The sequence below is a fragment of the Micromonospora sp. DT44 genome (genome assembly GCF_049841635.1).
In the GTDB taxonomy this organism is placed as follows: Bacteria; Actinomycetota; Actinomycetes; order Mycobacteriales; family Micromonosporaceae; genus Micromonospora.
Window position 1 is genome coordinate 233,743 of record NZ_JBNCKS010000001.1, and the last position, 20,622, is coordinate 254,364.

Here is a 20,622-nt window from a genome sequence, read left to right on the forward strand (position 1 = left end):
TCAATCGGTCGATGGGCGGGTTGTTGCTGTCCGCGTCGTTGCCGGAGCTAGCTGTGACAGGTGGCGGGTCGGGTGGGAAGGCTCCGTCCGCTCGTGCCGGGGCCGACGCGGGGAGTGCGCCGGCCCCGGTTGCGACGGCGTCAGCGTGCCAGCGGAATCCCGGTGCGGCGTTTGGAGAACGGACCGGGCAGGATGCCGCAGAGCCGGGCTAGCTGGTCGGTGACCTTGTCGGGTTCGTCGAACGGATCCAGTCCACTCACCTCGAAGGGGTCCAGGACCGGTACCGTCACGTGCGAGATCAGCGGGTGCAGCGGCCGGCGGTCCGCCTCCCCCTTGCCGAACAGGTCCTCGTGCAGCTTCTCGCCGGGTCGTAGCCCGGTGTAGACGATCGGGACCGGGCTGGCCGCCTGCTCCACCATGCGCCGGGCGAGATCGTCGATCCGTACCGGTTCGCCCATGTCGAGGACCAGGGCCTCCCCGTCGCGCCCGATGGCCGCCGCTTGGAGGACCAGGTGTACCGCCTCCTGCACCGTCATCAGGTACCGGGTCACGTGCGGGTCGGTGACGGTCAGGGGCTGTCTCGCCTCGATCTGCCGCTGGAAGGCGGTCACCACGGATCCCCGGCTGCTCAGGACGTTGCCGAACCGGACGCTCAGGAAGGTGCCCGGGTACGTGGCTGCGGCGTGCGCGGTCAGCATCTCGGTGATGCGCTTCGAGTAGCCGAGCACGCTTATCGGGTTGGCGGCCTTGTCGGTGGAGATGTTGACGAAGCGGGCGACGTCCCGGCAGGCGTCCAGGACGGTGAGCGTCCCCCAGACGTTGGTCTTGACCGCCTCACCCGGGTGGCGTTCCAGCAGGGTCAGATGCTTCAGCGCGGCCGCGTGGAAGACGATCTCGGGGCGGCGCTCGCGCATGATGCGGCGTACACCTTCGTCGTCCCGTAGGTCGGCGAGAATGAGTTCGGGGCCGTCCAACAGCGCGCGCCCGGTGAGCGACATCTGGAGGCTGTGCAGGGCCGACTCGTCCCGGTCCAGCATCATCAGCTCACCGGGGTTGGCGCGCATGATCTGCCGGCACAGTTCCGATCCGATCGAACCCCCGGCGCCGGTGACCAGAACACGTCGACCGGTGAGCCCGTTGTCGTCCAGGGTCAGGTCGCCGACCACCTGGCGTCGGCCGAGCAGGTCGCTGATCTGGACGTCCCGTACGTCGCTGACCGTGATCCGATGATCCACCAACTCCCGGACCGGCGGCAGCACCTTGAACGCCGCTCTCGTGCCCAGGGTTGCCTCCCGCACCTCCCGGATCAGCATCGCGTCGGCGTTGGCCACGGCGAAGATGACCGTGGTGGCGCCGGTGCGCTCGATCACCTCGACGAGGTGCTGCCGGCCACCCAGCACCGGGACACCTGCGATGCGCAGGTCGTGTTTGCCCGGATCGTCGTCGAGCGCGCCGACGGGAAGGTAGCGGCCCTTCGGGTCGCTGAGCATCGCGCGTACCAGCCCCTGCCCGGCCTCGCCGAAACCGAAGAGGAGCACCGGGGTGGCCGAGCGGGCGTCGGGTCGCATCGCGCGGTCGCGCCGGTGGCGGTGCAGGAGACGGCAGCTGAGCATCAGCAGCAGCGCCAGTGCGGCACCGATCACGGGGGTGCTGGCCGGCACTGGGCGTTCGCCCATCGCGAGGAGGGCGACGAGGACGATCGCGGCCGTGGTGGCGGTGGTGCCGGCGAGTCCACGGACTTCCTCGACGGTGCCGAGAGGCTGACGACCGGAACGAATACGACGCAGTGCGCTGACCCCGACGTACAGCACGGCGGCACCGCCACCGAGCAGTACCGCGTTGACCGCTTGGTCGACGGTGAGGGCCATCTCGTACCTCGCCCAGCCCGCGACCGTGAACCCGCCGACCCAGCCGAGGGCGTCGGCGGCGAGGAAGATGGCGGTCCGACGGCGGCTCACCCTGGCCCGGCCGGTGGCTGTTGACGCCGTTGGCTCGACCCGTTGTATCTCCGGGGGCATCTACGACTCCCTGTCCTGTCCGTGGCCTGACCCAGGGCAGGTCAGGGGGCTACGGACATCCGCTACCTGCTTAGCGGAATATGCGGCGCAGAATCCTGTTTTCACATTTCTATGACCGGTTGTCTGATTTATGGCCGGGAAGTCCGACGGGCCTACACCCAAGGCCCGCGTCCGCAAGGGCGTTTCGCCCGGTCGGTTGGCTCGTTGGGTCAGGAGCGACCATCCGTATCCCGAAGGGGGCCCGCGCGCAATGACCTGGCCCGGGGCTGCCCTCTCCCCCGGCGGGGCGACCGGTGCGACCGACGCGCGGACGGACCACCCACCCGGGGACAGGGCTTCGGGCGCCCACCGGGACCTCGTTGGGCGGTTGCTCCGCTGCTATCCGGTGACCGTCGTCGTGCTCGCCCCGTACGCGCTGCTGATCCTGCCGATGGCGGTCTTCTACCAAAATCCGGAGATCGGTTTCATCGTCTATCTGGTCGGGCTCGCGTTGCTGGGCAGTGTCGCCGTGGAGACGATGGCCCGCCTGTTCGGCCGTCCCGACCCGCGCTGGCGCGACGGCTTCCGGCGCGCCCACGCCCGCTATCCGTGGCTGTACCCGATCGCCATCGTGGTCACGCTCACCAGCGTCGCCGCGAACATGCTCGCGGCGCACCTCGGTCGGGGCACCATCGTCAACCAGATCTCCGGCGATCTGTCCGACGGACCGCTCGCCATGGTGAGCACGCTCTTCTCCGGCTGGACGGCTCTGGGCTTCGCGTTGCTGGTGGCCAGCCACCTGAGCGGTCGGCTGTCGCGGGCGAAGCTGTACGGCTGGCTGGCCGTCCTCGTCGGCGCGGAAATCTACGTCGCAGTACTGACGGCTGTCACTGCTCCGCTTGTCGCGCTGGTGTTCTTCATGGCGGCCACCGGGGCGCTCTGCGGCATCTTCCGGCTGCGTTACCTGGTGCTCTGCGCGGTAGTGCTCTTCCTCGCGTGGCCGGCGGTGTTCGAGCAGCGCAACAGCATCCGGGAGGATCGCGGCGTCGCGGTGGACACCAAGGTCACCGCCGCGGACCGGTTGCGGCTGGACAGTCAGCTCAGTGTGGTGGCGGGCTTCGACGTCCCGGTCGACCTCGGCCAGCCCGGAGCCACCGACTACCTGCGGTACGGGCTGGTGCCCCGGGTGCTCGATCCGGAGCGTCCGGCGATCTCCACCGGGCAGCGGATCAACCAGTACATCGGCGGTGGCCCGACGTCGGCCTACACGTTCCTGCTGCTGGGCAACATCTGGTTCTTTGACGGTCCGGCCGGCGTGGTCGCCGTGCACGCCTTCTGGGCCGCGGTGGCGGCGGTGCTGCTGCGCTGGCGGGGCGCACCCGGCCCGATCCGGCTGAGCCTCTTCTGCCTGGTGCTCTACGACCCGCTGCTCTGGTCCAACACCTACCCGGACTCCACGATCAGCTTCCTGCAACACGTGGTGGCGGCGATCCCGGTCTTCGTCCTCCTGGCGCTCAGCCGCCGCTCCCTGCACGGGGCCCGCATGCGCCCGGAGCCCGGTCGAACACCCGCGATCCCGCGCGCGCGCCGGTGACCACACGGGTGGGCCGGCACGCGGTCGGCCGCGCCGACGCCCGAGAGGGCCCACGGACCGGACGTCGGGCGCTGCTCGCGCTCGTCGTCGGCGGGCTCTCCAGCGGCGGCAACCTGCTGCTGGCCATCACCGTGACCCGACTGGAGTCGGTCGGTGGGCTGGGTCAGTTCGCCCTGGCGTTCTCGTTCTACATCGTCGGCTCCGGGCTGGTGCGGAGCACCGTGACCGACACCGTCCTGGCCGCCGGTGTCGGGGTCGCGTCGGCCTCCCGGCGGGCGATCCTGCTCGGCCTCGTCGGTGGCACCCTCGTCTGCGCGGCCGGCGTGGCGTACGGCTCGCCCTACCTGCTGTTCGCGGGCCTAGCCCTGCCCGGTCTGGCCCTCTACGACTACACCAAGGCGGTCGCCGTCGGCATCGGCGCTCCCTCGGCGGCGATGGCCCAGGAGATCACGTGGGCCGCGCTCACCGGGTGTGCCGTACTGGCCGGCCTGTTCCGGGTGATCGACCCGCCATCCGTCTTCGCCCTGTGGGGCGGCGGCGGCGCGTTGATCGGCCTGGTCGTCGCGGCCCGGCGCCGGTACGCGCTGGTGCCCGGCTGGCGCGTCGGCCGAGCGGAGACCCGCGTCGCGGTGGGATTCGGTACGCAGTTCCTGCTGACCAACGGGTCCGCGCAACTGGCGCTGACCGCGGTGGCGCTTGTCGCCGGCACGGCGGTGGTCGGTGCGTTGAGCGCCGGGCGCACGCTGCTGGGGCCGGTCAACCTGGTGCTGTCGACGGCGGCCACGTTGGTCCTGCCGCAGTTGGCCCGCACCCGGGCCGAGTCCCGCACGGTACGGACCCGGGCGGCTGTCCGGCTGGCACTGCTGGTGGCCGCCGCCATCGGGCCGTTGACAGTCGCGGTCGCCCTGCTGCCGGACGCGGTCGGCAGGGAGCTGCTCGGCGCCAACTGGAGCGTCGCCCGGAGCCTGCTGGTGTTGCTCGCGCTGGAGAGCCTGCTCGCCGTGCCGGCCACCATCGGCTTCGCCGGGCTGCGGATCGAACGGGCGAGCCGGCGGGCGATCGTACTCGGCATCCTGCTCGGCGGGCTGCGCGTGCCGGCGGTCGTCGCCGGGGCGGTTTTGTTCGGCGCGCCCGGCGCGGCCGGCGCGCTGGTCTTGTTGGCCCTGGCCAGCGCGGTCGCCTGGGGCGGCAGCTATCTCCTGCTGCTGGCCGACCGCACGGCCGACCGTCCACCGGCGGTCCAACCGGTCTGACCGCCGGACCGGCGCCGACCCGGTCGGGCGCCGGTCCGGCGGCGGGTCAGGCGATGGTCGCCAGGGCGGCGCGGACGCGCTCCACCACGGCCTTGACCGCGGGCTCGCTCAGATCGGCGTACGTGGGCAGATTGATGCCGCGCCGACTCAGGTCCGCGGTCACCGGACAGTCCGCCCCCGGCTCGTGATGCGCCGGCAGGTCGGGGATCGGCACGAAGAACGGGCGGGTCTCCACGCCGAGCCTGGTGAGCGCACGGGCCAGCGCATCCCGGGACGTGGCGTCCCCCTCGGCCCCGACGAGGAAGGCCGCCATCCAGGGCGCGCGGCGGACTCCGGCGGCCACCGGCTGCGCCGACAGCGTCGGCTCGTCGGCCAACTGCTCCTCGTAACCGGCGATGACCCGGTCCCGACGAGCGATGATCTCGTCCGCGCGCTCCAGTTGGGCGCAGAGCACCGCGGCGCACAGGTTCGTCATCCGATAGTTGTAGCCGAGCACCGGGAAGTAGTATCGACGGTGCGGATCCATGCCCTGGTTGCGGAGGAGACGCATCCGCTCGGCGAGGGCCGCGTCGGAGGTGGTCACGCAGCCGCCCTCGCCGGACGTCAGCACCTTGTTGCCGAAGAACGAGAAGGTCGTGACGTCGGCGAGTGAGCCGGTGGGCCGCCCGTCCAGGGTGGCGCCGAACGACTCTGCCGCGTCGGCGACCAGGAGCAGATTGTGCTGGTCACAGAGTTGCCGCAGGGCGGGATAGTCGGCCGGATGTCCATACAGGTCGACGGCGATGACCGCCCGGGTACGCGGGCCGATCGCGGCGCGTACCGCCGCCGGGTCGACGCACCAGCTCCCCGGCAGGACGTCCACACAGACGGCACGCGCACCGCAGTACGCGACGGCGTTGGCCGTCGCCACGTACGTCAGCGCGGGGACGACCACCTCGTCCCCCCGCCCGATGCCCGCCGCCGCCAGGACCAGGTGCAGCGCGACCGTGCCGTTGCTCGTCGTCAGCGCGGTGCCGGCGGCGCAGCGACTGGCGAACCGTTCCTCGAAGTCACGCAGGTACGGACCCTGCGAGGAGATCCACCCGCTCCGCAGCGCGTCGACGACGTACCGCTCCTCCAACGTGGAGAGGCTCGGTCGGGCCACCGGATAGGTGTCGTCCCCGATGCTCATGGCCCATCACCTCCGCCGGGCACGGTGTCGCTCGCCGCCGTGACGAAGGGGGAGCGTGGCACCGGGCCCGATCCACCCCGCGCCGCCCAGCCGAGGACGTCCAGGTAGTCGCGGCCGGTGGCCGCCCACGTGCGAGCGGCCAGTCGGTCGTTCGCCCGCCGGGAGGCCGCGGCATAGCGCTCCCGGTCGTCGAGGAGGTGCCGGACCGCGTCGGCCAGGGACCGCGGATCCCGCGCCCGGAAGACCGCCGCCTCGGCGCGGTTGAACTCCAACTGGTCGCGCAGCGGCTCGACGTCGGCGCAGGCGACCGGGAGACCCCAGGTGAACGCCTCCAGCATCGCGCCGCTGGCCGCCTCCCAGAGCGAGGGTACGACCACCGCGTCCGCCCTGGCGTAGATGGCGTTCAGCTCGTCGAGGCTGACGAAGCCGGGAAAGGACACCCGGCCGCGCAGGTCGGCTCGGGCGGCGCGGGCGAGCAGCCGGCTCGCCTCGGGCTCGACCAGCGGCCCCGGGCAGATCAGGCGGCAGTCGGGAAGCAGCGCCATCGCCTCCAGCAGCGTGGCGTGGTTCTTGTGCTCTGCGGTGGACGACGGATAGACCAGCAGCCCCGGTTCGGGCCGCGCGTGTGCGCGTTCCGGCGCCGGCTGGAACGCCGGGGTCGGGATGAGCACGGTCCGCTCCGCGGCCTCCGGGAAGAGACGCAGGGTCTCCCGGTACGGATGGGGCCAGGTGACCACGATCGCCGCCGCGCGGGCCACGTTCTCCCGGACGACCGCCGCGAAGCCGGGGGCGTGGAACTCGGTCCGCAGGTGGCGTGTGTCGTGCAGGACGACGACCGAGGGGCCCGGCCCGATCGGGGCGGAGTGGAACGGGAACAGGGTGACGTCGGTGTCGGCGTGCCGTACGACGGACCGTTGCCGGACCGCGTTGACCGCCGTGCGGACCGTGCGGGAGTTGCGTACGACCGTCGGTGTCCACCTGCGCAGCAGTTGGCCGGTGGGGTTGTCGGAGCGCAGCGGCTGGGTCACCTCGGTCCAGCCGATGCGCGCGACGGGCACCTGCTCCCGCCACTGGTCCAGCGTGCCCCGCAGGACGTTCACCCGCAGCTCGCAGGAGTCGTCGGCGGCCATGCCGGTCAACAGGCCGTAGGTGAAGGCTTCCAGCCCTGCGGCGTGACCGGGACGGATGGGTGCTGCGTCGACCGCGACCCTCACCGGTCCACCCGGATCAGTCGCCCCATCCGCTCGTCCTCGAGCAGCTGTCGGTCGGCGTCGACCATGATCCGGACCAGGTCGCTGAAAAGCGTCTTCGGGGCCCACCCCAGGGCGCGTCGGGCCTTCGAGTAGTCGCCGACGAGGGCATCGACCTCCGCTGGGCGGAAGTAGGCGGGGTCCAACTCCACGTACCGCTGCCAGTCCAACCCGACCCGGTCGAACGCGGCCTCCACGAATTCGCGCACCGTGTGGCCCTCACCGGTGGCGACCACGTAGTCGTCCGGGGTGTCGCGCTGGAGGGCGAGCCACATCGCCTCGACGTACTCCGGTGCGTACCCCCAGTCCCGAACGGCGTCCAGGTTGCCCAGGTAGAGCTTGTCCTGAATACCGGCCTCGATCCTGGCCACCGCACGGGTGATCTTGCGGGTCACGAAGTTCTCACCCCGGCGCGGGCTCTCGTGGTTGAACAGGATGCCGTTGGCGCAGAACATGTTCCAGGACTCGCGGTAGTTCACCGCCGACCAGTAGGCGTACACCTTGGCGCAGGCGTACGGGCTGCGCGGGTGGAACGGGGTCTCCTCGCGTTGCGGGGGTGGGGTCGAGCCGAACATCTCGGACGAGGACGCCTGGTAGAACCGGCAGCCGACGTCGGCGGAACGTGCAGCCTCCATCATGCGCAGCGCCCCGAGGCCGGTGACGTCCGCCGTGTACGTGGGGATGTCGAAGGACACCCGGACGTGGCTCTGGGCGCCCAGGTTGTAGATCTCGTGCGGGCGGATGTCCCGGATCAGCGCCGTCAGCGAGGCCGGGTCGGAGAGGTCGCTGTAGTGGAGGAAGAGGCGGGCGTCGCCGCTGCGCGGATGAACGTCCACGTGGTCGATGCGTTCGGTGTTGAAAGAGGACGATCGCCGTTTGAGGCCGTGCACCGTGTATCCCTTGTCGAGCAGGAACTCCGACAGGTAACTGCCGTCCTGCCCGGTGATGCCGGATATGAGCGCCGTTCGTGACATGAAGTCCCTCTCCTGCTGGGCCAATTTCCCCCGCGCTTCCTTATATCGCTCTCGACGTCGGCGTCACTCGGGTTTCATGTAACTGGCGGAATTTATTCTTCCCGCCCCGAACTCGCAGCTCAGTGGAGAGAAGGATCAGTCACGTATCGAGCGTTCGATCGTTGGTTGAATCGATCCTGTGGCACGAGCGAGGAGTGCGGATGGCCGGCGACCCCACCCCCGCGGCGGACGCCCGGGAACGCTTGGCATCGGCCAACGCAAACAAATTCCACGTCCTTGTCACCGCCGGCTATTTTGCTCCCGGTTGGCGGGCTGGAGGGCCGGTCCGGTCCATTGGCGAAGTGCTCGCTCTGGCCAGCGACGACATCGAGACGTCGATGTTGACCCGTGACCGCGACCTCGGATGCCGCGACCCCTATCCGGGGCTTTCCGGGCGATGGGCCCGGGTCGGCCGGACCAACGTCTTCTATCTCGGCGTGCGTCGGCCGGAGCACTGGCGGTCGCTCTGGCGCTCGCTGCGCGCCGACCGCTTCGACCTGCTGTACGTCAACAGCGTCTGGTCGGTCTTCTCCATCCTGCCCATGGCCGCGGCCCGGCTCGGGCTGCTGCGGGTGGGCCGCATCCTGGTCGCCCCCCGGGGTGAGTTCGGCGCGGCCGCGCTTCGGGTGCACCGATTCCGTAAGCGGATCTTCCTGGCCGCCTGGCGGTGGGTGCTGCTCGACCGTCGGGTGCTGTGGCACGCCACCACGCCGGTCGAGGCCAACGACATCCAGCGGGTGCTGCCCCGGGCGCGGATCGGTGTCGTCGCGGTCAGTCGCGGCCCCGAGCCGCAGACGGAGCCGGTCGAGATGCTCTCGACCCACCAGGCGCGGCTGGTCTTCATCGGGCGGATCTCGCCCATGAAGAACCTCGACCTGGTGCTTGCCGCGCTCGCCTTCGTGCCGGTGCCGGTGCGGCTGGACATCTACGGCCCGGTGGAGGACCCGGCGTACTGGCGACGGTGCAGGGAGCGCCTGGCCGAGCTGCCCGACTCGGTCGCCGTCAGCTACCGGGGCGAGCTGCCGCCCGAGCAGGTCCGGCCGACCTTCTCCCGCTACGACGCCTTCGTCATGCCGACCCGCGGGGAGAACTACGGCAACGCCATCGCCGAGAGCCTCTCCGCATGCTGCCCGGTGGTCTGCTCCGACCGGACACCCTGGACGGGCGTGCTGCGCGACGGCGGCGGTCTGGTCCTGACCGAGCTGACCGCGGCCGCGCTGGGGGCCCTCGTCACGCAGGTGGCGACCGCCACCCCGGAGCAGCGGCACACGGCCCGGATCGAGGCGGGCGCCGCCTATCGCCGGTGGCGGGCGGGCAGGGCGCCGATAAGCGTTCTCGACCAGGCCCGGCGGGTGATCCACGACCCGGCGCATCGGGAGCCCTGTCCACTGCCCGCCCAGCGGGCGGAATCCGTCCAACTGCCACCAGGAGGCGTCAAGTGACCCGCGTGATGACCGTCGTCGGGACCAGGCCGGAGATCATCCGGCTGGCCCGGGTGATCGACGCGCTCGACCGGACCGTGGACCACACCTTGGTGCACACCGGGCAGAACTGGGATCCTTCGCTCTCCGACGTCTTCTTCAGCGAGTTGGGGGTCCGCGCGCCGGATCTCTTCCTGCGGGCCGACACCCAGTCTCTCGGCAGCCTCCTGGGCGCCGTCCTGGTCGGTACGGAGAGAGCGATCGCCGAGCTGCGACCGGACGCCCTGCTGGTGCTCGGCGACACCAACAGCGCGATCTCAGCGTTGATGGCCCGGCGGATGAACGTGCCCGTGTACCACATGGAGGCTGGCAACCGCTGCTTCGACCTGAACGTGCCGGAGGAGACCAACCGGTGCATGGTCGACCACATCGCCGATTTCAACCTGGTCTACTCGGAGCACGCCCGGCGCAACCTGCTCGCCGAAGGGCTGCATCCGCGTCGCATCCTGCACACCGGCTCACCCATGCGTGAGGTGCTCGACCACTACCGGCGGCAGATCGAGGGGTCCACAGTGCTGACCCAACTCGAACTCGAACCGGGCGGCTACTTCGTCGTCAGCGCGCACCGGCAGGAGAACGTCGACCACCCGGACCGGCTCCGTCGGCTGCTGGAATGCCTGCGGGCGGTCCGCGACGAGTGGCGGCTGCCGCTGCTGGTCTCCACGCATCCGCGTACCCGCAAACGGTTGGAGGCGCTCGCCGGCGACGGCCTGCACCTCGACGGTGTGGCGTTCCACGAGCCGTTCGGCTTCTTCGACTACGTGACCCTGCAACGCAACGCCCGATGCGCCCTCTCGGACAGTGGCACCGTCAGCGAGGAGGCCGCGATTCTCGGATTCCCAGCGGTGACCCTGCGCGAGTCCATCGAACGACCGGAGGCGCTGGACAGCGGGGCGATCGTGATGACCGGCCTCGATCCGGACGGGGTCGTCGAGGCCATCCGGGTGGTGGTGGCACAGGTGGCCGAGGGCTCAGTCGCCTGCCCGCTCGACTACCAGGTCCCCGATACGTCACGCCGGGTCGTCGACTTCATCCTGTCGACCGTGCGCCGCCATCACGACTGGGCGGGCATCCGCCGCTGACCGCTCCACCGGTCGGGCCGGCACACCCGTCACGACGACACCCGGCGGTACGTCGCGGGTCACGCAGGCGCCGGCGCCCACGGTGGCGTCGCGACCGACGGTCAGCTTCGGCAGGATCGCGGCCGTGGTGCCCACCAGTACGCCGTCCTCCAACCGGCAGTACCCGGAAACCGCGGCGAGCGGATTGACCGAGACGTAGTCACCGAGCACGCTGTCGTGCCCGACAGTGCAGTTCTGGTTGAGGTGCACGTGCCGCCCCAGCAGCACGTTCGTGGTGACCCGGGCGCCACCGGCGGCGAACAACCCGTGCTGGTGGACGCAGTCGGGGCCGATCTCCGCGGCCGGATGCACCACCGTGGCCGCCGGCAGGCCGTACCGGGAAATGGTCTGGTCGGTCTCGCGGCGCAGCCGGGGATGCCCGACGCCGAGCACCACGTGGGTGCTGGCCGGTTGGGCGGCCAGCCAACGGCTCGGACCGAGGAAGGCGACGCCGAGGCGGTGTACCGACTCGACGTTTCTCTCGGTGGGGTAGTCGTCGACGAAGCCGAGCACCCGCCAGGATGCGGTAGCTCCCGCAAAGGTATTCAAAAGCCAAATTACGCCATATACCTCTCGGCCCATCCCGCCGGTGCCTACGATCACTACGTCGGTCGTCAACCGCGGCTCTCCCTCGGCTACGGAGAACGCTGGCCGCTCTCCGTCATCTGAACCGGTTACCGGTGCCGATGGTGACGGGTGAGCGGCGTCGCCCTGGCCGATCCTCGCGCGTTCCAGGTGCGCAGACATGCCCGCACCGACGCCGGAACAGGATTTCGGAAGGTGAGCCCAAGGTGAACGAGCTGGCAATGACGCGTCCGCCCGACAGCACCGGAACGCCGAGGGGTGCGGCGCGATCCACGACCACGACGGGGTACCGGGTGCTCGCCACGGCCCGCGTGTTCGAGCCGGGCTTTCGTGGCGGCGGGCCGATCCGCTCGCTGCGGTTCATCCTCGACACCCTGCCGGACGACCTCGACGTCACCCTGGTCACCGGGGACCGGGACCTCCGCTCGTCCACACCGTACCCGGGCCTGTCCGGGCGGTTGGTGCGCCGCGACGACCGCTGCGCCATCTTCTATCTCGGCGCGTTCGCGCTGCGGCACTGGGTGCGGCTGGCGCGGCACGTCCGGTCCCGCCCACTCGACCTGATCTACGTCAACAGCCTCTGGTCGCTCTTCTCGGTGCTGCCGATCCTGGCGGTGGCGCTGCGGCTGGTGCGGGTCCGCTCGATCATGCTGGCCCCGCGCGGCGAACTCTCGCCCGGCGCGCTCGCCATCAAGGCCCGCAAGAAGCGGCTCTTCCTCGCGGTCTGGGCCCCGCTGCTGCGCCGGCTCGACGTGCGGTGGCAGGCCTGCAGTCGGCTGGAGGAGGACCAGATCCGCGCGAACATGCCATGGGCGCAGATCATGGTGAACGGCAACGAGTGCCCGATCCCGGAACAGCCGACACCCCGCGCCGTCGCGCACGACGGGCCGTTGCGGCTGGTGTTCGTCGGCCGGATCTCCCCGATGAAGAACCTGACCAGGGCGTTGGAGGCGGTCGCTGGCGCCACTCGCCCGCTGGAGTTCGACATCTACGGTCCGCGGGAGGACGAGCAGTACTGGGCGTGCTGCCGACGACTCATCGACGCGATGCCCGACCATGTGCGGGTCCGCTACCTCGGGGAACTGGCGGCGGACGAGGTGATGGCGACCTTCAGCCGGTACGACGCGTTCCTCTTTCCGACACTCGGCGAGAATTACGGGCACGTCATCCTGGAGAGCCTCGCATCCGGCTGCCCGGTGGTCTGCTCCGACGCGACGCCGTTCAGCGACCTGATCGCGGCTGGCGGGGGAGCGGTGGTCCGGCCGGCGTCGGCGGCGGGCCTGAGCGAGACCCTCGACCGGCTCGCCGACCGGTCCGCCGGGGAGCGCGCCGAGGCGAAGGAGACCGCGGGCCGGCGATACCGACTCTGGCGACAGGAGCTCCGGGAACCCAACGTGCTGGACCACGCCCGACAGTTCTGCGGCTGATCTGCCCGGCCGTGACCGTGCGGCTGATCCGGCTGGCCGTGACCGCGTCACCCCGGCTGGAGCTGGTTCGTTGCAGTGACGGGTCCGCGTGGGCGGGTCCGTGGTCCGCCACCCCGGCCGGCTCCGATGAGCGAGGACAGCAGGTGCCCAGTCGCGTTCGCACGATGGTCCGACGAGTCTCGGACCACCTGGCCGCCACCCGGAATCCCGAGGCCTTCGCCCGGTCCCTGGGGGTGAAGCTGAACGGACGGGTCAGGTTCTACGGGATCAGCCGGGCGATGTTCGGCTCGGAGCCGTGGCTGATCACCATCGGAGACAACGTCTACATCACCTCCGAGGTGCAGTTCGTCACTCACGACGGCGGCACGCTGATCCTGCGCAAGGACCACCCCGAGCTGGACTGGACCGCCCCGATCACGATCGGCGACGACGTGTACATCGGTATGCGATCGATGATCCTGGCCGGTGTCACCATCGGAAACCGGTGCGTCATCGGGGCCGGCTCGATCGTCACGCGCGACATCCCGGACAACACGGTGGCGGCCGGTGTCCCGGCGCGCCCGCTGCGGACCACCGACGAGTACCTCGAACGGTTGCAGGCCAAGTCGCTGGGCATCGGGCACCTTCCCGTTCCGGAGAAGCACGAGGCGATGAAGAGGATCTACGGGGTGACCACGGTCTGAGTCCCGCCGGCCCGCTCAGGCACGCCGGTACGCGACCCGCGGTGGCGGTAGTTGGTGCACTCCGGCGATGGTGATGGCCCCCAGGGCGCCGGTCGTCCCGGTCACCTCGTAACCGAACCGGTCGCCGGTCATCGCCGCCGAACTGGTGCCGAGATTGAGGCTGGTGGCGACACCGGTGCTGCTGGCGCGCAACGTGGGCGGTGTGACTCCGCTGGTCTGCCACACGTGCCCGTACCAGTGCCAGCCGGCGGGCAGGACCACGGGGGCACTCAACACCGACTCCCTGATCCCGACGGACGTAACGGCGACGTTGCCGAAGTCGGCGATCGGGCCGAGGACGGCGGGACGACCGGTCGCCGGATCGTGCGCGAAAACGCCGTGCCGCATGGTCCCGGTTCCTGCCGCGGTGACCTCGACGCACACCCGGTCGACCGGGGTGGGCTCCGTCAGGTACATCGGGTGCAGCAGCAGCGACTGGTAACTGCCGGTGTAGGTGACGGGCTGGGTCGGGCCGGCGAGGACGAGGAAGTAGCTACCAGGCGGGCCGGTCACCCCCGGTAACGGCCCCACCGGCGCCGGGTCGGGCTCGGCGCGCCACATCCCGTACCCGGTGGGGACCGCCATGCTGTACGAGATCCCGTCGACGGCGACCCGGTCCGGCACGGTGAGGTTCGTCGGTCCGGCCGGTACCAGCAGCCGGTGGAACAGCTGCGGCGCGGCCATCTGGGCCTGGGTGACCGCTTCGACCCGTTCGATCATCACGAAGTCGCCTGTGGAGTCCGACACGACGATCTCGGTGGCCGCCGAGGGCGGCGCCAGGTAGCGCCGGTAGGCGGTACCGGTCACGGACTCGCCGGCCTCCAGGGTGCGACCCCACACCAACTGCGGGTAGTTCTTCTTCAGGCTGGAGGTGATGAACCAGCCCTTGGCCGTGGTGTACCGGGCCCGGATCTCGGGCACACCGTCGGCGACCGGCAGGAGCCCCACGGCGATGCCCCACTGCTGAACCTGGCCGCTGTTGACCACCCACTGGGTCATGCTGCTCGCCGGCATGAGCCGGTTCGTGAGGGTTGCCGGAGTGAAGTCGGTGAGGGCCGCGAGCGTGTCGATGTTGGCCCACACCGACCAGTTCAGACCGCCGGCCGTGCCCACGTTCGGCACGAACTGCCGGCGGGTGCCGCCGGCCACCGGGGTCAACGGACCGCACTGGGTCACCCCGGCGTTCAGTGTGAAGCGCTCCAGCGCGGCCACCGTCTGCCCGACCAGCAGGCCACCCGGGGACCAGCGGTAGACGTTCGAGATGCGGCACAGGGACGGGATCCGCGACATGATCGTGGCGATGGGCGCGCCGACGTTCGCCCGAGCGGTGTCGATCATCCCCCGGTAGGACGGGATCACGTAGGACTCGCGGATGGTCAGTTCCTGCCCGGTGGACCGCCCGTCCGGCACTGGTCGTCCGTCCAACTCGACAGTCACCGCGTGGGTGTGGGTGGCCGGGCGGATCTGCACGTCGGGCGTCAGACCCGTGATCGGCACGGTCGCCGTGTGGGTCGCCCCCGAGAGGTGGGTCAGTGGCGCGGCCGGTTTGACCCGGGCGCCCTGCGCGATGCCGTCGACGATCGTGTACGGGTTACCGAACAGCAGACTGTTCGCGTTGGTGATGGCCAACAGGGTGAAGGTGCGTGTCCCGTCGGTCCACTGCGAGCCCACGTCGACTGTCGTCTTGCCGTGGTTGGTGACGACGATCTGGTTGCCGACGTTGTAGCCGTGGTTGCCGCCGACGTACGACCAGCCGGTGTTGATCGGGCAGTTGTCGTCGGCGGTGTCGTGGATCTTGGTCCCGATGGCGGACATCACCGGCCACACCTGGGCGTCGGTCGCGGTCGAGGGCACCAGGGTGACCTGGGGTAGACCCGAGTGCCACATGCCGACCATCGCCTCGGCGTACGCCAGGTTGGCCGGCATCACCAGGTCCCGTGTGCTGTCGAAGCGTGACCTGACGGACATCAGGGCGTTGGACCGGTAGACGATCAATTCGGGCATGGTCGGCACCTCCGCCGCGAACGCATGACGATGAACCTCACTGTGCGCCGCCACGGCAAGGATGGCCGTTTTCGGTCAGCACCCGGACAGGGTGAAATTCCCGCTCTCGCCGTCACGCGTCCCGTGTTCGATCGATGAACAGGTGATCGGCGTAAACGGGGGTTTTCATGCGCATTCTGATCACCGGCGGGGCCGGTTTCATCGGGTCCAATCTGGCCCGCGCCGCGATGGTCGAGCCCACCATCGGCGGGGTGACCGTCCTCGACGATCTCTCGGTCGGGCTGCGGACCAACCTCGACGGTCTGGACGTCGAGCTGATCGAGGGCTCGATCCTGGACCCGGCCGCCCTGGACGCCGCGATGACGGGCCGCGACGCGGTGGTCCACCTGGCCGCGCTGCCCAGCGTTCCCCGCTCGCTGAGCGACCCGCTGGCCTCCCACCACGCGAACGCCACCGGCACCCTCATGGTGCTGGAGGCGGCGCGACGACACGGGGTCGCGCACGTCGTCGTCGCCTCTTCCTCGTCGGTGTACGGCATGAACCCGGCCCTTCCCAAGACCGAGCTGACCTGGACCCGCCCGATGAGCCCGTACGCGGCCAGCAAGCTCGCCACCGAGGCGTACGCCCTGGCCCATCAGGCGTCGTTCGGGCTGCCGACAGTGGCTTTCCGCTTCTTCAACGTGTTCGGCCCGGGGCAGCGACACGACCACGCGTACGCGGCCGTCATCCCCCGCTTCGTGCACGCCGCTCTACGCGACGAACCCGCGGTGGTGCACGGCGACGGGACGCAGTCGCGCGACTTCACCTACGTCGTTACGGTCTGCGACGTCATCCTGGACGCCGTCCGCCGCCGGGTACCCCACCCTCATCCGGTGAACCTCGCCTTTGGCGCGCGGGCCAGCCTGTTGCAGGTCCTCGACGAGCTCGAGTGGTTGTGCGGCCGGCCGATCGTCCGCGAGTACGCGCCGCCACGCACCGGCGATGTCGCGCACTCCCTCGCCGACAACGCCGCGCTACGTCACCTCTTCCCGAACGTCGCACCTGTCGCCCGGGCGGAGGGCCTGCGGGCGACGGTCGAGTGGATGGCCGGTCGGTTGGAAGCCGAGCGCGCCGTAGCCGCCGCGCCTCGGTGACCCGGGCAGCGAGTCGGGCCGTACCGGAGCCGCTGGCCCGTGTGCCGGCCGCCGCGCCACCGGCCGGAATCACGCTCGCGCCCGGCGAGCGGCCCACGGCGGCGTCGAAGGACCGGGATCGCTCCGTCACGGTGGGCATCGCCGCCGCGATGGTGGCGAAGGGCATCGGCCTGGCCGCCCCGCTGGTCATCACCCCGGCCTGCTTCCGATTCCTCGGCGACCAACGGTACGGCCTCTGGATGGCGGTCACCGCCCTCACCGGGATGGCGTGGTTCGCCGATCTGGGACTGGGCAACGGGCTGCTCACCCGGCTCAGTCACCTGGCCGACGACCCCCGGCAACAGGCCCGGGAGGTCTCCAGCGCGTTCGCCACCCTCGGTGTGGTCGCGCTGGCGCTGCTCGCGGGTCTCGTGCTTGTCGTACCCGTGGTGTCCTGGGCCGCGCTGTTCAACGTCAGTGACCCAGGTGTCGCCGCGGAGGCGCCCACCCTGGTCCTGCTCTGCTTCGGCGCCTTCGCGGTCAACATCCCGCTGTCACTGGTCCAGCGGATCCAGTACGCCCGTGGGCAGGTGGTGCAGAGCAACATCTGGCAGTCGGCCGGCGCGCTGGCGGGCATGGCGGCCGTGCTCGGCGCCATCGCCGCCGGGTGGCGACCACTGACCGTCATCGCCTGCGCGGTGCTGGCCGTGCCGGTGACCAACCTGCTCAACTGCGTGACGTACTTCTGGTCGCAGGATCGCGGACGGCGGCCGGGCCGCAAGCTCGTGCACCGGGCTACCGCGGTCGGGCTGCTCCGGTTGGGTCTGCGGTTCTTCGCGCTCACAGCGATGTCGGCGATCGCGCTGAACGTGGACAGCCCGCTCGTCGCGAACGTCCTCGGGGCCACCACGGCGGCGCACTACGCGGTGGTGGGAAAGCTGTTCGGCGTCCTCTCGATCTTCGTCGGGCTGGTCGGCATGACGGTCTGGCCGGTCAACGGCGCGGCGCTGGCGCGGGGCGAGGTGGCCTGGGTGCGTCGCAACACGCGCCGCATGGTGCTGCTCTACGGGGGGATCGTGGGGGCGGTCGGGGTCGTGCTGGTCGGCTACGGCCACCGGCTGATCGACCTGTGGGTGGGCGGCATCGATCGCACCGAGATCCCGGTCGCGGTCCTGGTCGGGCTGGCGAGCTGGTCCCTCCTGATCGCGGTCACCTCGCCGCTGATCCTGGTGCAGAACAGCATCGGGTTGCTCCGGCCGCAGTTCGTCGGCTGGGCCGCGTTCCTGCTGTTGGCGACCGCGCTCAAGGTCTGGGCGCTGCGGCGATTCGGGCTCGCCGGCCTGCCGGTGGCGGCCTGTGTCGCGTACGTGCTCACCATGTGGCCGGCCGTGTTCGTGGGGTACCGGCGGGCGGTCACCAGGGGAGCGTCGACGTGACCGGGGAGTGCCGGGTGCTGCGGGTCGTCGGCGAGCTGAACTTCGGCGGTACCGAGATGCGTACCGCCGAACTGCTGCCCCGGCTCTGGGCCGCCGGCGTCCAGGTGCACCTCGCGACGCTCAGCGACCGTATCGGGCCCGGCCCGCTGGCCGGCGTGGTCAGCCGGCACGGGGGCACGGTCACCCCGATCCCGCTCGATTTCCGCTTCGCCGCCCGCTTCCTCGGACTGCTGCGGCGGCTACGCCCGGATGTGGTGCACGTCGACTGCGCCAACTTCTCCGGGGTGCTGCTCGCGCTCGCCGCCCTCCGCGGTGTGCCCGTCCGCGTCGCCCACTTCCGGGGCGACGACAACCAGCACCGCGATCTGCGCCGGCGCGTCTACCGCTGGGCCTTCAGACGGCTGTTGCGGGTCTTCGCCACCGACATCCTCGGCGTCTCGCCCAGCTCGCTCGCCGTCGCCTACGACCCGCGCTGGCACGACGATCCCCGCTGCCGGGTGGTGCTCAACGGACTGGACCTTGACCGGCTGCGGCACCCCAGTCAGGACGACCTACGCGAGTTGATCGGCGCGCGCCCGGCCGATCTGGTCTGCGTCAGCGTCGGCCGGGCTTCGCCGGAGAAGCGGCGCTGGCTCCTGCCGCCGATCCTCGCCGAGTTGCAGGCACGGGGAGTGCGGGCCCACGCGGTCCTCATCGGGCCGGGCGACGACGTCGACGACGAGCGCGTCCGGAGGGCGGCCGCCGCCGTCGGTCTGGCCGAGCGGGTGCACCTGTTGGGCCCGCGCGACGACGTGGGCGGGCTGTTGAGCCAGGCCAACGTGGTCGTCCACCCGTCCTGCCTGGAAGGGCTGCCCGGGGGCGTGCTGGAGCCTGTCGCCCTGGGCATCGGCACGGTGGCCGCCGACCTGCCGGGGGTGCACTTCATCAATGAGCATCTGCCCGGCGTGACGATCGTCGACACCGAGGCCGCGCCGGGGCAGTGGGCGAACGCGGTGTGCGTGGCGGCGACGTACACCGAGCAGACCTCGGCCTCGACGGCGGCGGAACGGTTCGCGCGCAGCGTCTTCGCCATCGACACGGCGGTCACCACCCACCTGGCGATCTACCGCCGGTGGGTGTCGAGCCGCCCGCACCGCCCGGTGCCGCCCGGGCCGCCCGCCTTCTCGACACGGGGAGAGAGATGAACGATCAGACAACGGTGCTCGGCCGGCAACCGCGACCGGAGGCGGGGTCGACCGCCCGGGCGGCCCGTCCGCGTCCACTGCTGGTGGGCGCGTACGCGTTTCCGTACGGGGACGCCACCTCGAACCGTCTGCTGCAACTCGCCCGTTGCGCGGCGCCCGAGGGTGCGCGCACGCTCGTTGTCAACGACTGGCCGTGCGAGGTGACCTTTCCGGCCGGGAAGCTCGGCGCGGCCGGCATCGACCTGGTCACCTTGCGGATCCGGGGTCGGCACCACCTCGCCCGCGCGTCGGCCCGGCTGGCCCGGCCGCTGCGGGTCCTGCGGGCCGTCCGCCGGGCCGGCGTGGGTCGCGGTGACGTGAGCGTCGTGCTGTTGCCGATGGCCCTGCTGACTCTCGGCAACTGGGCGACCCTGCGCCTCGTGCTGCGCTGCCCGGTGGTGGTGGACGCCAGCGAGCGCCACGACCGACGGCAGTTCCGCCGCGGGTGGCTCACCCCGTACTTCGTCCGGCACCGCTGGTCGACGTTCCTGGCGACCCGGCTCGTGGATCGGGCCACGGCGGTCTCCACCACGCTGGCCGACTACCTGACCGGCCACGGCCTGGACGTGCTGGTGGTGCCGCCGCAGGTGGACTGCGACGAGTTCCGGACCCCGCAACCATCCCCGATCAGTTCCGGCCTGCGCCTGCTCTACGCCGGCACGCCCGGGCGCAAGGACATGCTCGACGTGATTCTGCGAGGGCTCAGCCGGCTCACTCCGGAGCAGCAGCGGCGGGTCAGCCTCACGATCGCCGGGGTGAGCGCGCGGGACGCCGCCGCCCAGTCCGACCTGGACGTGACGGTGCTGGATGCCGTCTCGGCCGAGGTGCGGTTCCTCGGTCGCGTTCCGCGCGAGACCGTGCTGACCCTCCTGTCGGAGTCGCACTTCTCGATGCTGGTCCGCCCCACCGGCGGGTACGCGGCCAACGGGTTTCCGTCCAAGGTGCCGGAGAGCCTCGCCGCCGGGTGCCCGGTGCTGCTCAACCACACGAGTGACCTGGCCGCCTACGTCCACGACGGGATCGAGGGTCTGGTGCTCGACGGCAACGGCCCGGACGACGTCCGGGCGGCCATCGAGCGGGCGTTGCGACTGCGTGACGAGGAGTGGACGGCGATGAGCGGAGCTGCCCGTTCGCGGGCCCGGGAGTCGTTCGACCACCGTGCCTGGCGGGACCGGGTCAGCGCCTTCGTGACGGCGGGTCAGGGCGGCTGACGCGACGCCCGCCGGCCGAATG

General features: G+C 70.9%; 16 protein-coding genes. 10 read left to right on the top strand and 6 right to left on the bottom strand.

Annotated features, from left to right (window positions below):
* Nucleotides 1-140 precede the first annotated feature (140 nt).
* Nucleotides 141-2,018, bottom strand: coding sequence for a polysaccharide biosynthesis protein (locus ACLQ25_RS01050; protein ID WP_425728205.1), 1,878 nt, complete (start codon nt 2,016-2,018; stop codon nt 141-143).
* Nucleotides 2,019-2,403: 385 nt separating this feature from the next.
* On the opposite strand from ACLQ25_RS01050, the gene ACLQ25_RS01055 reads away from it, so the two are divergent.
* Together ACLQ25_RS01055 and ACLQ25_RS01060 are read left to right on the top strand one after the other, a co-directional pair.
* Nucleotides 2,404-3,591, top strand: coding sequence for a hypothetical protein (locus tag ACLQ25_RS01055; protein ID WP_425728207.1), 1,188 nt, complete (start codon nt 2,404-2,406; stop codon nt 3,589-3,591).
* Nucleotides 3,588-4,844 (top strand): hypothetical protein, encoded by a 1,257-nt coding sequence (locus tag ACLQ25_RS01060; RefSeq protein ID WP_425728209.1) that lies wholly within the window; start codon nt 3,588-3,590, stop codon nt 4,842-4,844. Before ACLQ25_RS01055 ends, ACLQ25_RS01060 begins: the two co-directional genes overlap by 4 nt.
* A 46-nt stretch (nt 4,845-4,890) precedes the next feature.
* Here ACLQ25_RS01060 and ACLQ25_RS01065 read toward each other — a convergent pair whose 3' ends face one another.
* From ACLQ25_RS01065 to gmd, 3 genes are read right to left on the bottom strand one after another with little or no spacing between them, the layout of a single operon-like run.
* Nucleotides 4,891-6,015 (bottom strand): DegT/DnrJ/EryC1/StrS family aminotransferase, encoded by a 1,125-nt coding sequence (locus tag ACLQ25_RS01065; protein ID WP_425728211.1) that lies wholly within the window; start codon nt 6,013-6,015, stop codon nt 4,891-4,893.
* Nucleotides 6,012-7,229 (bottom strand): glycosyltransferase, encoded by a 1,218-nt coding sequence (locus tag ACLQ25_RS01070; protein ID WP_425728213.1) that lies wholly within the window; start codon nt 7,227-7,229, stop codon nt 6,012-6,014. The genes ACLQ25_RS01065 and ACLQ25_RS01070 overlap by 4 nt, the downstream gene beginning before the upstream one ends.
* Entirely contained in the window at nt 7,226-8,239 is a 1,014-nt protein-coding gene (gene gmd, locus ACLQ25_RS01075) for a GDP-mannose 4,6-dehydratase (RefSeq protein ID WP_425728215.1), read from the bottom strand. Before gmd ends, ACLQ25_RS01070 begins: the two co-directional genes overlap by 4 nt.
* A gap of 341 nt (nt 8,240-8,580) precedes the next feature.
* Between gmd and ACLQ25_RS01080 the strand changes: the two genes are divergently transcribed.
* Together ACLQ25_RS01080 and wecB are read left to right on the top strand one after the other, a co-directional pair.
* Nucleotides 8,581-9,720: a glycosyltransferase family 4 protein gene (locus ACLQ25_RS01080; RefSeq protein ID WP_425728217.1), complete on the top strand. Its 1,140-nt coding sequence runs from the start codon at nt 8,581-8,583 to the stop codon at nt 9,718-9,720.
* On the top strand, nt 9,717-10,841 hold the full coding sequence (gene wecB / locus ACLQ25_RS01085; protein WP_425728219.1) for a non-hydrolyzing UDP-N-acetylglucosamine 2-epimerase: 1,125 nt from the start codon (nt 9,717-9,719) through the stop codon (nt 10,839-10,841). The genes ACLQ25_RS01080 and wecB overlap by 4 nt, the downstream gene beginning before the upstream one ends.
* Here the strand turns inward: wecB and ACLQ25_RS01090 are convergent.
* Nucleotides 10,770-11,483 (bottom strand): acetyltransferase, encoded by a 714-nt coding sequence (locus ACLQ25_RS01090; protein ID WP_425728318.1) that lies wholly within the window; start codon nt 11,481-11,483, stop codon nt 10,770-10,772. The two genes, wecB and ACLQ25_RS01090, sit on opposite strands and share 72 nt — an antisense overlap.
* 188 nt (nt 11,484-11,671) lie before the next feature.
* Here ACLQ25_RS01090 and ACLQ25_RS01095 point away from each other — a divergent pair, with 188 nt between their 5' ends.
* Together ACLQ25_RS01095 and ACLQ25_RS01100 are read left to right on the top strand one after the other, a co-directional pair.
* The gene (locus ACLQ25_RS01095) at nt 11,672-12,892 is read left to right on the top strand and encodes a glycosyltransferase (RefSeq protein WP_425728221.1); all 1,221 of its coding nucleotides are present in this window, start codon (nt 11,672-11,674) and stop codon (nt 12,890-12,892) included.
* A 164-nt stretch (nt 12,893-13,056) separates the two neighbouring features.
* Nucleotides 13,057-13,575: an acyltransferase gene (locus tag ACLQ25_RS01100; protein ID WP_425728223.1), complete on the top strand. Its 519-nt coding sequence runs from the start codon at nt 13,057-13,059 to the stop codon at nt 13,573-13,575.
* A gap of 15 nt (nt 13,576-13,590) precedes the next feature.
* On the opposite strand, the gene ACLQ25_RS01105 is transcribed toward ACLQ25_RS01100, so the two are convergent.
* On the bottom strand, nt 13,591-15,618 hold the full coding sequence (locus ACLQ25_RS01105; protein WP_425728225.1) for a hypothetical protein: 2,028 nt from the start codon (nt 15,616-15,618) through the stop codon (nt 13,591-13,593).
* Nucleotides 15,619-15,785: 167 nt separating this feature from the next.
* On the opposite strand from ACLQ25_RS01105, the gene ACLQ25_RS01110 reads away from it, so the two are divergent.
* Genes ACLQ25_RS01110 through ACLQ25_RS01125 form a run of 4 tightly spaced genes read left to right on the top strand, consistent with a single transcriptional unit; the run spans nt 15,786 to nt 20,600 of the window.
* Entirely contained in the window at nt 15,786-16,751 is a 966-nt protein-coding gene (locus ACLQ25_RS01110; RefSeq protein WP_425728227.1) for an NAD-dependent epimerase/dehydratase family protein, read from the top strand.
* Nucleotides 16,748-18,166, top strand: coding sequence for a lipopolysaccharide biosynthesis protein (locus tag ACLQ25_RS01115; protein WP_425728229.1), 1,419 nt, complete (start codon nt 16,748-16,750; stop codon nt 18,164-18,166). Before ACLQ25_RS01110 ends, ACLQ25_RS01115 begins: the two co-directional genes overlap by 4 nt.
* Nucleotides 18,163-19,350: a glycosyltransferase gene (locus ACLQ25_RS01120; protein WP_425728231.1), complete on the top strand. Its 1,188-nt coding sequence runs from the start codon at nt 18,163-18,165 to the stop codon at nt 19,348-19,350. The genes ACLQ25_RS01115 and ACLQ25_RS01120 overlap by 4 nt, the downstream gene beginning before the upstream one ends.
* Nucleotides 19,347-20,600: a glycosyltransferase gene (locus ACLQ25_RS01125; RefSeq protein WP_425728233.1), complete on the top strand. Its 1,254-nt coding sequence runs from the start codon at nt 19,347-19,349 to the stop codon at nt 20,598-20,600. Before ACLQ25_RS01120 ends, ACLQ25_RS01125 begins: the two co-directional genes overlap by 4 nt.
* Nucleotides 20,601-20,622: the final 22 nt, after the last annotated feature.

Bases quoted from the DNA above. Each gene is read 5' to 3' on its own strand.
- ACLQ25_RS01050 (WP_425728205.1), bottom strand. From the start codon at position 2,018: ATGCCCCCGGAGATACAACGGGTCGAGCCAACGGCGTCAACAGCCACC.
- ACLQ25_RS01065 (WP_425728211.1), bottom strand. From the start codon at position 6,015: ATGAGCATCGGGGACGACACCTATCCGGTGGCCCGACCGAGCCTCTCC.
- gmd (WP_425728215.1), bottom strand. From the start codon at position 8,239: ATGTCACGAACGGCGCTCATATCCGGCATCACCGGGCAGGACGGCAGT.
- ACLQ25_RS01100 (WP_425728223.1), top strand. From the start codon at position 13,057: ATGGTCCGACGAGTCTCGGACCACCTGGCCGCCACCCGGAATCCCGAG.
- ACLQ25_RS01105 (WP_425728225.1), bottom strand. From the start codon at position 15,618: ATGCCCGAATTGATCGTCTACCGGTCCAACGCCCTGATGTCCGTCAGG.
- ACLQ25_RS01110 (WP_425728227.1), top strand. From the start codon at position 15,786: ATGCGCATTCTGATCACCGGCGGGGCCGGTTTCATCGGGTCCAATCTG.
- ACLQ25_RS01125 (WP_425728233.1), top strand. From the start codon at position 19,347: ATGAACGATCAGACAACGGTGCTCGGCCGGCAACCGCGACCGGAGGCG.